Annotated in this window: 12 protein-coding genes; 9 read left to right on the forward strand and 3 right to left on the reverse strand. The window is 57.5% G+C overall.

Translation table 11 applies throughout. From position 1 onward, the window contains the following. Positions 1-39 precede the first annotated feature (39 nt). The 5 genes from ACR0LL_RS00485 (at position 40) to ACR0LL_RS00505 (ending at position 5,325) form a co-directional block, all read left to right on the forward strand. Complete coding sequence (locus tag ACR0LL_RS00485) at positions 40-948, forward strand: DMT family transporter (protein WP_480582901.1); 909 nt, start codon at positions 40-42, stop codon at positions 946-948. 83 nt (positions 949-1,031) lie between these two features. Next, complete coding sequence (gene betI / locus ACR0LL_RS00490; RefSeq protein ID WP_267365208.1) at positions 1,032-1,604, forward strand: choline-binding transcriptional repressor BetI; 573 nt, start codon at positions 1,032-1,034, stop codon at positions 1,602-1,604. Next, on the forward strand, positions 1,601-3,109 hold the full coding sequence (gene betC, locus ACR0LL_RS00495) for a choline-sulfatase (protein ID WP_480582904.1): 1,509 nt from the start codon (positions 1,601-1,603) through the stop codon (positions 3,107-3,109). The genes betI and betC overlap by 4 nt, the downstream gene beginning before the upstream one ends. A gap of 66 nt (positions 3,110-3,175) precedes the next feature. Continuing rightward, positions 3,176-4,834 (forward strand): choline dehydrogenase, encoded by a 1,659-nt coding sequence (gene betA, locus ACR0LL_RS00500; RefSeq protein WP_480582907.1) that lies wholly within the window; start codon positions 3,176-3,178, stop codon positions 4,832-4,834. Positions 4,835-5,085: 251 nt separating this feature from the next. Continuing rightward, a complete protein-coding gene (locus ACR0LL_RS00505) occupies positions 5,086-5,325 on the forward strand; it encodes an HP1242/YdcH family protein (protein WP_209504591.1) in 240 nt (79 codons plus the stop codon). A gap of 74 nt (positions 5,326-5,399) precedes the next feature. Here ACR0LL_RS00505 and ACR0LL_RS00510 read toward each other — a convergent pair whose 3' ends face one another. Further along, positions 5,400-6,800 (reverse strand): helix-turn-helix domain-containing protein, encoded by a 1,401-nt coding sequence (locus ACR0LL_RS00510; protein ID WP_209504590.1) that lies wholly within the window; start codon positions 6,798-6,800, stop codon positions 5,400-5,402. A gap of 63 nt (positions 6,801-6,863) precedes the next feature. Then, entirely contained in the window at positions 6,864-8,069 is a 1,206-nt protein-coding gene (locus ACR0LL_RS00515) for a multidrug effflux MFS transporter (RefSeq protein WP_480582913.1), read from the reverse strand. Between the two features lie 183 nt (positions 8,070-8,252). Between ACR0LL_RS00515 and ACR0LL_RS00520 the strand changes: the two genes are divergently transcribed. The 3 genes from ACR0LL_RS00520 to ACR0LL_RS00530 all read left to right on the forward strand — a co-directional run bounded on the left by ACR0LL_RS00520 (position 8,253) and on the right by ACR0LL_RS00530 (position 10,871). After that, positions 8,253-9,785 (forward strand): acyl-CoA carboxylase subunit beta, encoded by a 1,533-nt coding sequence (locus tag ACR0LL_RS00520; RefSeq protein ID WP_480582916.1) that lies wholly within the window; start codon positions 8,253-8,255, stop codon positions 9,783-9,785. A gap of 113 nt (positions 9,786-9,898) precedes the next feature. Then, the gene (locus tag ACR0LL_RS00525; protein ID WP_480528543.1) at positions 9,899-10,384 is read left to right on the forward strand and encodes a DUF6497 family protein; all 486 of its coding nucleotides are present in this window, start codon (positions 9,899-9,901) and stop codon (positions 10,382-10,384) included. A 133-nt stretch (positions 10,385-10,517) separates the two neighbouring features. Beyond that, complete coding sequence (locus tag ACR0LL_RS00530) at positions 10,518-10,871, forward strand: hypothetical protein (RefSeq protein ID WP_480582919.1); 354 nt, start codon at positions 10,518-10,520, stop codon at positions 10,869-10,871. An 86-nt stretch (positions 10,872-10,957) separates the two neighbouring features. Here the strand turns inward: ACR0LL_RS00530 and ACR0LL_RS00535 are convergent, their stop codons facing one another. After that, positions 10,958-12,109, reverse strand: a complete 1,152-nt coding sequence (locus tag ACR0LL_RS00535; RefSeq protein WP_480582922.1) for a DcaP family trimeric outer membrane transporter — start codon at positions 12,107-12,109, stop codon at positions 10,958-10,960. Between the two features lie 650 nt (positions 12,110-12,759). Between ACR0LL_RS00535 and ACR0LL_RS00540 the strand changes: the two genes are divergently transcribed. Next, positions 12,760-12,963, forward strand: coding sequence for a hypothetical protein (locus ACR0LL_RS00540; RefSeq protein WP_267365672.1), 204 nt, complete (start codon positions 12,760-12,762; stop codon positions 12,961-12,963). The last annotated feature ends 39 nt before the right edge of the window (positions 12,964-13,002 follow it).

Genomic DNA, 13,002 nt, shown 5'->3' on the forward strand with positions numbered 1-13,002 from the left:
GGGTTGTTCCCGGCAGGGTTTCGGTGTTCAACCTAAGCCATGACATTGCTTGCCGTTTCGTCGCGCCCGCTTGCCGGTATGTTCTGGATGTTTGCCGCCGGGCTGTCCTTTGTTGTGATGACCGCATTGGTCAAATCTCTGGGCACGACGATGAATCCGATCCAGGCCGCATTCCTGCGTTATGCGCTGGGATTGGTGTTTCTGTTACCGGCCTTGCGGTCGATCATGGCGACCCGGCTGACACCCCGCCTGCTGACGCTGTTCGGTTTGCGCGGTGTCGTACACGCGATTGCTGTCATGCTTTGGTTCTTCGCCATGACACAAATTCCCTTGGCCGAAGTCACTGCGATGAACTACATGACGCCGGTTTATGTCACCTTGGGTGCAGCCCTGTTTCTGGGCGAGAAGCTGGCTTTTCGCAGGGTCGCCGCGATTCTGGTCGCTTTGGTGGGCGTGCTGGTCATCCTGCGCCCCGGGTTTCGCGAGGTCTCACAAGGTCACCTTGCCATGCTCGGAACGGCCCTGATGCTAAGTGGGTCCTATTTGCTGGCCAAGCTTCTTGTCCGAGACGTGTCGCCTTCGGTTGTCGTGGCGCACCTTTCCATCTGGGTAACCATCGCCTTGATCCCCTTTGCGGTTGCCGTCTGGACCCGGCCCAGTATGCAAGAACTCGGGGTTCTGTTTCTGGTGGCCAGCTTTGCGACCGCAGGTCATTACTTCATGACATTGGCGTTGCAGGCCGCGCCTGTGGCCGTCACACAACCCGTCACATTCCTGCAGTTGATCTGGGCCACGCTTGTGGGTGCAGCGATCTTCCACGAAAGTGTCGACCTATGGGTTGTGGCTGGCGGAACCCTGATACTGGGCGCAGTAAGCTTCATCTCATGGCGCGAGTTCATGTTGAACCGGCGGGACTTGACGCCTCCCAGTATTGCGCCGAAGCTGTAACAAGACATCTCTGCGCTTACATTGATTGACGAGTCAATAAAAACATCCTAGCTTGGTCGCATGACACCTGTATGGGGAAAGCGATGCCAAAAGTTGGAATGGAGCCGATCCGCAAGGACGCGATTGTTCGAGCGACGATTGCTGAACTGGGTGTCAAGAAATCCCTGGATGTAACCGTCAGCCAGATTGCCAAACGCGCGGGCATGTCCAGCGCACTGGCACACCATTATTTTGGCGGAAAGGATCAGATATTTCTGGCCGCAATGCGTCAGATCCTCGCCGACTTTAGCGACGAAGCCAGGGCCCAGTTGAAAGCGGCCAAACCGGGCAATCGGGCAGAGGCGATTATCCACGCCTGTTTTGCTCCCTCGTGTTTCACACCTGACGTGATTGCCGCCTGGATGACCTTTTACGTGTTGGCGCAGACCAATAGTGACGCGCTGCGTTTGTGGCAGATCTATCAGGCGCGCATCAGATCGAACCTGGTCCATGCCCTGCGTCCCAGGATACAGGATCCGGTTGAGGCAGCCGAGAACATGATTGCCCTGATTGACGGGCTCTATATTCGCGCAGCGCTCAGCGCCCCGGAAGAACCGCAACTGGCCGTGAACCACGCAATGCGCGTGCTCGATACTCTGCTCGAGGCTGAAAAATGACAAAACCGAACATTCTGATCCTGATGGTGGATCAGCTGAACGGAACCCTCTTTCCCGACGGTCCCGCTGACTGGCTTCATGCTCCGAGCCTGAAGAAACTGGCCGAACGGTCGACTCGGTTTGCCAACGCTTATACTGCGTCGCCGCTTTGTGCGCCGGGGCGGGCCAGCTTCATGTCCGGTCAATTGCCCTCACGCACCGGCGTCTATGACAACGCGGCAGAGTTTCGCAGCGATATCCCAACTTACGCACATCACCTGCGTCGCGCGGGCTATTACACCTGTCTGTCAGGCAAAATGCACTTTGTCGGGCCGGACCAGATGCACGGGTTTGAGGATCGCCTGACAACTGATATCTACCCGGCCGATTTTGGCTGGACACCGGATTACCGAAAGCCGGGTGAGCGGATCGACTGGTGGTATCACAACATGGGGTCGGTGACCGGCGCGGGTATTGCCGAGATTTCCAACCAGATGGAGTATGATGACGAGGTCGCCTATAACGCCAAGGCCAAACTGTATGACCTTGCACGCGGCAAGGATGACCGCCCATGGTGCGTGACGGTCAGCTTCACCCATCCGCATGATCCCTATGTCGCCCGGCGCAAATACTGGGACCTCTACGAGGATTGCGAGCATCTGCTGCCTGAAATCGCTGATATTGGCTATGAAAACCAGGATCCTCACGCCAAGCGAATCTTCGACGCCAATGACTGGCGTAACTTCGACATCACCGAGGAAGACATTCGCAAGTCCCGCCGTGCCTATTTCGCCAACATCACATATCTCGATGACAAGATTGGTGAAATCCTCGAAGTGCTGGAAACGACACGGCAAGAGGCGATCATCCTGTTCGTCTCGGATCACGGTGACATGCTGGGTGAACGGGGCTTGTGGTTCAAAATGAACTTCTACGAAGGCTCGGCGCGCGTTCCTTTGATGATTTCATCCCCGGACTTGCCTGCGGGGCGGATCGATACACCGGTTTCAACCATTGATGTCACACCCACGCTCGGGGCGCTGGCAGGCGTTGACATGGCCGAGATCGCCCCATGGACGGACGGTGAAAACCTGGTGCCGCTGGCGCAAGGCGGGGAACGAACCGCACCTGTGGCCATGGAATACGCGGCCGAGGCATCGTATGCGCCGCTGGTGTCGCTGCGCTATGGCAAGTGGAAATACAATCGATGCGCGCTGGACCCGGATCAATTGTTTGATCTCGAGGCAGACCCGCATGAGCTGACCAATCTGGCAGGCAGCCCCGAACATGCGGGCACGCTGCAAACCCTGCGCGCAAAGTCCGAGGCCCGCTGGGATTTGGAGCGCTTCGACGCGGATGTCCGTGCCAGTCAGGCGCGACGCTGGGTCGTGTACGAGGCACTGCGGCAAGGCGGATATTACCCATGGGATTATCAGCCGCTGCAAAAGGCGTCCGAACGCTACATGCGCAATCACATGGATCTGAACATCGTCGAGGAAAATGCCCGGTTCCCACGCGGCGAGTAACCTCTTCATCTTTTTAAAAATACTCCCGCCGGAGGCGTTTTTCCCGGCGGGCGAGGAGTTGTGAATATGGAAGCAGATTTTGTCATCGTTGGCGCAGGGTCCGCAGGCTGCGCAATGGCATATCGTCTGAGCGAAGGTGGGGCCTCGGTCCTTGTGATCGAGCATGGTGGCACCGACATGGGGCCGTTTATCCAGATGCCTGCCGCGCTCAGCTATCCGATGAACATGTCGCGCTATGACTGGGGATTTCAGTCCGAGCCCGAACCGCATCTGAACAACCGCCGTCTGGCCTGTCCGCGCGGCAAGGTGATCGGCGGGTCGTCGTCGATCAACGGCATGGTCTATGTGCGCGGTCACGCACGCGATTTCGACACCTGGGCCGAGATGGGGGCTGACGGTTGGTCTTATGCGGATGTGCTGCCCTATTACAAACGCATGGAGACATGGCATGACGGCGGCCATGGGGGCGATCCGGCCTGGCGCGGCACTGACGGCCCATTGCACGTGTCGCGCGGTCCACGCGCAAACCCACTGTTTCAGGCCTTTGTCGATGCAGGCCAGCAAGCGGGATACGAGGTCACCGGCGACTATAACGGAGAAAAGCAGGAAGGCTTTGGCCCGATGGAGCAGACCGTCTGGAAAGGGCGGCGCTGGTCGGCGGCAAATGCCTATCTGAAGCCCGCGCTCAAACGCGACAATTGTGATATCGTGCGGGGTCTTGCGTCTCGGGTTGTTATGGAAAACGGTCGCGCCACTGGTGTGGAATTGATCCGTGGCGGCAAGAAAGAGATCATCAAGGCCCGGCGCGAGGTCGTTCTGGCCGCGTCCTCGATCAACTCGCCCAAACTGCTTATGCTGTCCGGTATCGGCCCGGGCGCGCATCTGGCGGAACATGGGATCAACGTCGTTGCGGATCGTCCGGGGGTGGGTGCGAACCTTCAGGATCATCTGGAGCTGTATATTCAACAGGCCTCGCTACAGCCGATTACGCTTTACAAACACTGGAATCTGTTCAGCAAGGGTCTGATCGGGGCGCAATGGCTGTTTACCAAGACAGGTTTGGGCGCATCGAACCAGTTTGAAAGCGCGGCATTCATCCGGTCGAAGCCGGGTGTGGAGTATCCTGACATTCAGTACCACTTCCTGCCGATCGCAGTTCGCTATGACGGACAGGCGGCGGCAGAGGGGCACGGGTTCCAGGCGCATGTCGGCCCGATGCGGTCCCCGTCACGCGGGGCGGTCACATTGCGATCTGCGCAAGCCGCAGACGCGCCGGTGATCAAGTTTAACTACATGAGCCATGAAGAGGATTGGGAAGACTTCCGCACCTGTATCCGGTTGACCCGCGAAATCTTTGGACAAAACGCTTTCAAACCCTATGCGGGCAAGGAAATTCAGCCGGGTGCCGCTGTGCAAACCGATGAAGAGCTGAACGCCTTTATCGCGGAACATGCCGAAAGCGCCTATCACCCCTGTGGCACCTGCCGGATGGGGCGTGCGGATGACAAAGGTGCGGTGGTCGATCCCGAGGGTCGCGTCATCGGCGTGGACGGGCTGCGCGTCGCGGACAGTTCGATTTTCCCGCAGATCACCAACGGCAATCTCAACGCGCCCTCGATCATGGTGGGCGAGAAAGTATCGGATTCTCTGCTGGGCAAAGACCCGTTACCCAAGGCCAATGATCGCCCGTGGATCCACCCCGGCTGGGCAACTGCGCAGCGATAATGATACTTAACTGCTCCCGGTTGAATACGCTGTTCAGCGCTAGCCGGGGGCATATTAGGAAAAGGTTCAGCGTTCTTGTCCAGATAAGGTTGAGCCACGTTTCAGCACAACTTGCCCTCTGCACGGCAGGATGCGCGTGGCGCTTTATTGAAATTCGCGGGATTATTGCGGGTAGTTGATCCCGGTCAAAGCGAAAGCCCGGTCACGCTTCTATCACTGGTTTGCAACGACATATGAAGGAGCGAACAGAGATGTCTCACACCCCGCATGAACTGGCCGAAGAGTTTCCGGACAAAGTTGAACTGATGAGCCAGCTCAAGCAGTCGGATGCGCATTTCGCCCGGCTGGCCGATGAATATCATGAGGTCAACCGCGAAGTGCACCGCGCCGAAACCAATGTCGAACCCATGGAGGAGCTGGCCGAGGTTGACCTGCGCAAAAAACGCGCGGCGCTGAAGGATGAGATCTGGGCGATCCTGTCCAAGGCTTAAATTCATTGGCGGGGGCTATGCCCCCGTCGTGCCCAGAGACGTGACGCTGATAGTGCTTAGTCGCCAGACTAAGATCAGGTCACTTCATAGGGCAGGGTGCCGCGAATATGGGTGTCGATGCTTAGACGGCGTTCCAGCGGCGGAACCGAACGCTGGTGACAGGTTTGCCGCTCGCAGATGCGGCAGGAAATTCCAATGGGCTCGTAAGCGCTGGCATTGTTGATGTCGAGGTTATCAGCATAAACAAGCGCCGGGGCATGGCGGACCTCGCACCCCAACGCAATGGCGTACCGTCTGACGGGCGCACCGAACGAGCCCCCCGATTTTGAGACATCCCGTGCCAGCGAGATATAGCGAACGCCATCTGGTGTTTCCGCCAGCTGTCGCAGGAAATGCCCGGGCGTTTCAAAGGCCCGATGCACGTTCCAAAGCGGGCAAGCGCCACCAAAGCGTGCAAATTGCAGGCGTGTGGCCGAGTGCCGCTTGGTGATCGTCCCCGCCTGATCAACCCGGACGAAGAAGAACGGGATACCCTTGGCGCCGGGACGCTGTAGTGTCGACAGCCGATGTGCAACCTGCTCGACCGACGCCCCGAACCGGTTGCTGAGCAGCTCCAGATCGTGACGCTCTTCCTGAGCAGCAGTCAAAAACGCGGTATAAGGCATCAAAGAGGCACCAGCGAAATAGTTGGCAAGGCCAATTTTGGCGATAGCGCGGGCTTCGTCACTTTGGAACTTGGCGAAGTCCAGCGTTGCCTCCAGCAGCTGGTCCTGACTGATCAGCGCAACCTGTAACAGAAGCTGGAACACCTGCGTCTGCGGGGCTGCACGGGAGGACAGGCGCAAAATTTTGCTGTCGACATCATAAGCGCGCAATGGGCCCATATCTGAAAAAACCACCTGAATTCCGCGCTCTGAAAGGCTGCTCAGGGCGGCTTGCCGGATACCACCAGGCCCGTCGGCGCGGTTGGCAAACAGTTCCGCGGCCCTGTCCACGGCGTCGATGTAGTTGTCGCAATAGTGGAAGAAATCACGCACTTCTTCCCACGGGCTGGCCTGAATACGCGCATCTTCACGCCCCAAAGCCTCGTCCAGCGAGGCAAGGCGCTCATGTGTCTGCCGGTAGGTTTTGTGCAATTCGATAAACGCGCGCGCCAGGGCCGGGGCGTTGGAAGCTGTCAGGCGCAGATCGGCCAGAGGGGGCTGTATGTCGGCAAAAACAGGATCGGCCAGCGCCTCGCGCATGTCTGAAACAAGACGTTCGCTGTCGCCGGTGCTGAGTTCGGTAACATCCATTCCGAATTCCTGCGCCAGAGCCAGCACAACCGTGGTCGAGATCGGCCGGTTGTTGTTTTCCATCTGGTTCAGATAGGGCAGTGAAACGCCCAGTTTGGCGGCAAATTCACGCTGCGTCAGGGTCAGGCGCGTTCGCATTTCGCGCAGTTTCGCGCCCGCATAGAGCTTTTGGGTGGCCATAGGGTGCCTTTGCAAGTTTTCCAATTTCCGAGGTTAACTTTGCAAAGTCATTGGGGCAAGCGGTTACAGCCCCAATTGCCTCTCTCTTCGTACAACAGTTGAAATTGCGACGATCGCCAGAACGGCTGTTGCCAGCATCAGCCAAAGCAGCGGCATCGCGCCGGTTTCACGTGTCAGCAAGGCACCTGCTAGCGCACTCAGCCCGGCGCCGCCGCCCAACATGATGGCCCCACTCAGGCCCGAGGCGGTTGCAGCCAGTTGAGGGCGCACTGATAGCGCGCCCGAAGTTGCGTTGGGGATGACCATGCCATTACCGACGCCCACAAATGTCATGAACCCAAAGAAACTGAGTGCGGTTCCGCGGTCCGCTAAAAACAGCAATGCCGATACAGCTACGCCAAACGCATTGAGCAGGCTTCCCCACAAAACCATGCGGTTCACGCCGAACCGCACTGAAAACCGCCCGCTCATGAAGTTGCCAACAAAATATCCAACCGCAGGTGCGCCAAAATAAATACCAACCTGCGCCGCGCTCAACCCGAACAATTCTGTGCCAATGAAAGGTGCGCCGCCGAGATAGGCGAAAAACGAACCGGATGAGAAGGCACAAGCCAGTGAGTATCCCCAGAACCGTGGCGAGGTCAGAAGTTCGGGGTATTCCTTGAATTGCTGGACAAGCGTTTTGCCGCTCTTTGCCGATGTTTCCCCAAAGTCCGAATAGGTCAGTGCCATAGTCAGCAAACCTACGGCAAAGGGCAGCCAGAAATTCGCTTTCCAACCAAAACTCACTTCCAGCAAGCCGCCGATGGCAGGGCCAATCATCGGAACCACGGCCATGCCCATCGTTACATAACCGATCATTGAGGCAGCTTGGTCCTGATCGTACATGTCCCGCACCGCAGCGCGGCTGAGAACCATACCGACGACCACAACAGCCTGACACATCCTGAACGCCAGAAAAACCGTGGCATTGGGGGCGAAGATGCACCCAAGGGTCGCTATCAGGAACAGGCCAAGGCCCCACAATAAAACTGGTCTGCGACCTGCCTGATCCGCAATTGGACCTATGAGAATTTGCAGAATGGCATTGATCAGCAGATAAAGCGCAATCGACAGCTGCATGACCTTGTAATCGGTTTCGAAATACTCGGCCATGTTTGGCAGGCTGGGCAGAAACAGGTTCATGCTCAGGGCGGACAGGCCCGAGAGTAAAACAAGCGTCGCCAATGTGGGCGGTGTGCGGTGGACCGCGTCAGAGCTAAACTGCATGGTTCACATGTATAGCCATGGATTTTCGGATTGCCAGCCATTCGCAGAATTGCTTATAAAAATTCGCAGTTTTGCAGTTATCCAAATTACTGTTGCTGAAATTTTGCAAATTTGCCGAAAATAGCTTTGGATGAGCGGCCCAAGCAGGTAGGGTCCGGGCAAATTTATAAGGGGATAGTCGTCATGAAAGACATTCTTTCCGAATTGGAAGACCGCCGCGACAACGCACGCCTGGGCGGTGGGCAGAAACGGATCGATGCCCAGCACGCGCGCGGCAAACTGACCGCGCGAGAACGGATCGAACTGCTGCTGGACGAGGGCAGCTTTGAAGAGTTTGACATGTTCGTCAGCCATCGCTGCACCGATTTCGGAATGGAAAAACAAAAGCCTGCGGGTGACGGCGTCGTCACCGGCTGGGGTACGATCAACGGGCGCATGGTTTATGTGTTCAGCCAGGATTTTACCGTCTTTGGCGGATCGCTGTCGGAAACCCATGCTCAGAAGATTTGCAAGATTATGGACATGGCGGTCCAGAACGGTGCGCCGGTGATTGGCATCAACGATTCGGGCGGCGCGCGCATTCAGGAAGGTGTGGCTTCGCTGGCGGGGTATGCCGAAGTGTTCCAGCGCAACATCATGGCCTCGGGCGTGGTGCCGCAGATCAGCGTTATCATGGGCCCCTGTGCGGGTGGCGCGGTGTACAGCCCGGCGATGACCGACTTTATCTTCATGGTCAAAGACACCTCTTACATGTTCGTGACCGGCCCTGATGTGGTGAAGACCGTAACCAACGAAGTGGTGACTGCCGAGGAACTGGGCGGGGCTTCGACCCATACCAAGAAATCCTCGGTCGCTGATGGCGCGTTCGAAAACGACGTCGAAGCTTTGGCCGAGGTGCGGCGCCTGGTGGACTTTCTGCCCCTCAACAACCGCGAAAAGCCGCCCGTGCGCCCGTTCTTTGACGAGCCCGGCCGGATCGAGGCTTCGCTGGACACTCTTGTGCCAGAGAATCCGAACACGCCCTACGACATGAAGGAACTCATAGCCAAAGTGGCGGACGAGGGCGATTTCTATGAAATTCAGGAAGATTTTGCCAAGAATATCATTACCGGGTTCATCCGGCTGGAAGGTCAGACCGTAGGCGTCGTCGCAAACCAGCCGATGGTGTTGGCCGGGTGTCTGGATATCGACTCCTCGCGCAAGGCTGCGCGCTTTGTGCGCTTCTGTGACTGCTTCGAAATCCCGATCCTGACATTGGTCGACGTTCCTGGCTTCCTGCCGGGAACAAGCCAGGAATATGGTGGTGTCATCAAGCATGGGGCCAAGTTGCTCTTTGCCTATGGTGAGGCAACCGTGCCGAAGGTGACAGTGATTACCCGAAAGGCTTACGGCGGTGCTTACGACGTTATGGCCTCCAAGCATTTGCGCGGTGATTTCAACTATGCCTGGCCCACTGCCGAAATTGCGGTCATGGGGGCCAAAGGGGCGACCGAGATCATTCATCGCGCCGATCTGGGGGATGCCGACAAGATCGCATCGCATACCAAGGATTACGAAGACCGATTTGCAAATCCCTTCGTGGCAGCCGAGCGCGGCTTCATCGATGAGGTGATCATGCCGCATTCGACCCGCCGTCGTGTATCCCGGGCATTTGCCAGCTTGCGCGGCAAACAGCTGAAGAACCCGTGGAAAAAGCACGACAATATCCCGCTGTGATCCATCTAGGGGCGGGATGGCCCGCCCCGCTCAATCTTTGACCGTCACAGCGGTTCCGAGGCTGAAACCCCCTCAAATTGAGGCGGAATTGACAAAAACCGGCAAATAGTTGAATGATCCGACCCGTCAGACATAGAACCGCGCAGACTAATCGTACTGCGCGCGCGACCCCGGAAGGAGGAGCTCGCCGCTGGTGGGTCCGGGGTCGCGCCATTTGTCTGGGTGCACTCACCTTCAGCCATCCTGCTTTTGCGGATTCCGATTCGTTGCTGCCGGTGCCGTCGGGCCAGCCAGTGCAACTGAGCGATGTCCTGCTGGACAACAACCCTGGCGAGCTTTGGCTGCGCTTTCGCTTTATCGCGCCCAGAATAGGCGCGTCAGTAGGGCGGATCGGGTATGATGTGGCGTCGAAGGATATGGAGCACCTGTGCCAGATTCTGGCCATTCCATATGTTGCTCAGCATGAATTGCATCCGGCGCGGGTCGTTATCTCTTTGTCCGATCGCCCGGTAGAGTTTGGTGATGCCGCCCCGGATGCGACCCAGTTTTTTGAGGCCTACCGGCTGGAGCAGTCCCGGTGTATCTGGGAGGGGCTTTGACCATGAACGCAAGACTTCATGAGTACAAAGCGTCTCAGACCAACTGTGCGGCTTTGGAGGTGCGCATCATGACCCCATCCTTTTTCGGGCTCGAATTGCTTTTGTCTGCAAGTATGACACAGGGGGGCCATTCATGCTGAAGCATCGAGGTTTTCCCGGTCGCCTTTCAGGCACCGACTTTCAGTTCACCATCCGTCGCGCCAACCCAAAGGGCGTTACACCGTTAACGCAGCGCGAGCGGTTTCGGGATCGTAAACCTGCGGACAGGCGCGCTGACATCGCTTTCATGGAGGCCCTTTGGGCCCATTTCGGCGACCAGCCGTTCGAACGGGGTAATCTGGATGCGGGGCGTCTGAGCTGGCTGTTCGGGCGCGAAGTCATCGCGGCAGAAGACCCCTTTGATCCGGCCAGCTATGATGCTTTGCTTGTCATCGATGTAAACGCTGCGCGCATATCCTTCCCGGACATCATCGACGGGATGGACTGATTGTGACATTCGCAGCCGCACATAAACCAATCATGGCCGGTTTCGGGAAAATCCTGCCCGAAACCGGACAGGATTTATGTGTGGTCTCAGAAGTTCAACTGGGCCGCAAGCTGAACGCGGCTACCATCAAAGGTTCTGCCGGTGGGCGCGTCGTTCCGCTCGCCATAGATGTATTCGGCGCTGAGCGTCAGACTGTCTGTCGCCTTGTAGAACGCGTTGACATGGATCGTTTCCAGCTCGGTGAAGGACAGCGTGCCGGTCGAGGTCGGCAGATCATAATCTTCGCGCCCGTAGGCAATGCCGACATTCCACTTTGCACCGATGTCCTGCCTGAATTCCACGGTGTAGCCATCCACATCGTTGGCCTGCCCACCGACAATGGCATCGCCGAGACCGATCAGGTATGGGCCAAGCGCCTCACCTGTGACGTAGTTGACCTGGAACAACCCGCCTTGCCAGGGGCGAATGCCGCCGGACAACGTAAAGCCGGTTTGATCCACTTCGACATTGCCGGAATTGGCTTTACCGTACAAAACGGCACCACGGGCGATATATGTGCCGTCGTTATATTCCGCCGAGGCCGTCAGGACGGGATCATCGGAATTCGACCCGCTGACGTTCTCTTCGATCGAGACCGCAAACTGTGCATTGCTGCCAAGCTGTCCGGTGTATCTCAGCTGCGGGACACGAGCGAATGCGATACCCACCGGTCCGTTGAATTCGACAGTGGTCGGGTAGGTGTCCAATGGTTGGAAGTTGGTCCAGTACTGACCTATCAGGAACTGGTCGCCGATGGTGATGTTGGCATGGCGTATGCGCAATTCAGCCGTGCCGCCGGAACCGAACAGGTCAAGCTCCAGCTGTCCGCCAATGTCACCGATCCCGCTTGGGGTGGTGGTACGCAGTCCGATCCGAGATTGGCGAACGGTTGCCCCGAAGGTGCCGTCGGTCGCAGCCGAGGGCTCGCCGATAACATTCACGAACGCCGTATCCCCCTGATCGTAGTCGAAGTCATAGAAGAAATCGGCCTTCACATACCCGTAAACGTCCAGAACGGTGTTGCCGATGCGGAAATCTCCGTTGGCGGGGCTGCTTTTGGCGGCTTCCAGCGCCTCGACCCGGGCGCGCAAAGCGTCGAGCTCAGCTTGGGTCTGGGCGTCCTGAGCGAAAGCAAACGTGCCGGTCACACTGAGCGCAGAGGCAGCGAGCAGGAGTGCCTTTTTTCTAGTCATAGTCATGTGGGTGTTCCTTTGAGTGCGAGTGTGCCCAAGGACCGTTTCACGCAGCAGAAATCTTTGGAAATCACGAGAAAGAGAATAGAACAATTTGATTTATCAAGAAAATGTGCCTTTTTTGGCTTCTTGAATCACGGCGTCATGAACCTGTCATCTAACGCGCTGCTGCGCCGTAATTCCTTCGCCGGTGGAGTGGCGGCGATTCGTGATGCTGCAACTGCAGAAAACATCGGAAGTGGTCCGTTTTGTAACGAAACTGTGACGGTGAACGGGTCTTTCGCGCTGGTATTTCACTTGAATGCTGTCGGCACGAAGTTGCGCGCCATTTTGCGGCTTGGGCAGAAACCAGCCGAGTTGTCCCGGGGAAACAATACTGTGTTTGCTCAACAGATTGTGCCGTGCAAACTGAATGGGCCGTGCGGCTCTACTTTGCCTGCGCCGCACATGCACCTACTATTCCGTACCCCTTCCTTGCGCGGGCAGGCTTGTGTTCCCCACATAGACCTGTCCGCGTTTTTCTTTTTGGCCTCCACGGCCAAAGAGAAGCGAAAACCTGCACAAAACCTGCCTGCAGCTGCATTGATATTGAATAACAGGCCCCTTTTCGCGCATCTGATCCCAAACGAACCAAGAAACCTAAAAGGGCAGACACAATGCGATTCTCGAAACTCATCCTTGTTGCGGCGACCTGTGCGGGTCTGGCCGCGTGCGGTGACACCACGGGCGAACAGGCACTCCTCGGCGGTGGTGCCGGGGCTGTGGGGGCCGCGGTCCTCAATGCCGACCCGCTGTTTGGCGCGGCCGTCGGTGCAGCGGGCAACGTGCTGTACTGCAAGACACAGAACACCTGTAACTAACGCATATCCTTCGGGGCGCCTGGCGCCTCAGCCATCATT

Source organism: Ruegeria sp. AI2 (assembly GCF_056541275.1).

Bases quoted from the DNA above. Each gene is read 5' to 3' on its own strand.
- ACR0LL_RS00485 (WP_480582901.1), top strand. From the start codon at position 40: ATGACATTGCTTGCCGTTTCGTCGCGCCCGCTTGCCGGTATGTTCTGG.
- betI (WP_267365208.1), top strand. From the start codon at position 1,032: ATGCCAAAAGTTGGAATGGAGCCGATCCGCAAGGACGCGATTGTTCGA.
- betC (WP_480582904.1), top strand. From the start codon at position 1,601: ATGACAAAACCGAACATTCTGATCCTGATGGTGGATCAGCTGAACGGA.
- betA (WP_480582907.1), top strand. From the start codon at position 3,176: ATGGAAGCAGATTTTGTCATCGTTGGCGCAGGGTCCGCAGGCTGCGCA.
- ACR0LL_RS00505 (WP_209504591.1), top strand. From the start codon at position 5,086: ATGTCTCACACCCCGCATGAACTGGCCGAAGAGTTTCCGGACAAAGTT.
- ACR0LL_RS00510 (WP_209504590.1), bottom strand. From the start codon at position 6,800: ATGGCCACCCAAAAGCTCTATGCGGGCGCGAAACTGCGCGAAATGCGA.
- ACR0LL_RS00515 (WP_480582913.1), bottom strand. From the start codon at position 8,069: ATGCAGTTTAGCTCTGACGCGGTCCACCGCACACCGCCCACATTGGCG.
- ACR0LL_RS00520 (WP_480582916.1), top strand. From the start codon at position 8,253: ATGAAAGACATTCTTTCCGAATTGGAAGACCGCCGCGACAACGCACGC.
- ACR0LL_RS00525 (WP_480528543.1), top strand. From the start codon at position 9,899: ATGATCCGACCCGTCAGACATAGAACCGCGCAGACTAATCGTACTGCG.
- ACR0LL_RS00530 (WP_480582919.1), top strand. From the start codon at position 10,518: ATGCTGAAGCATCGAGGTTTTCCCGGTCGCCTTTCAGGCACCGACTTT.
- ACR0LL_RS00535 (WP_480582922.1), bottom strand. From the start codon at position 12,109: ATGACTATGACTAGAAAAAAGGCACTCCTGCTCGCTGCCTCTGCGCTC.
- ACR0LL_RS00540 (WP_267365672.1), top strand. From the start codon at position 12,760: ATGCGATTCTCGAAACTCATCCTTGTTGCGGCGACCTGTGCGGGTCTG.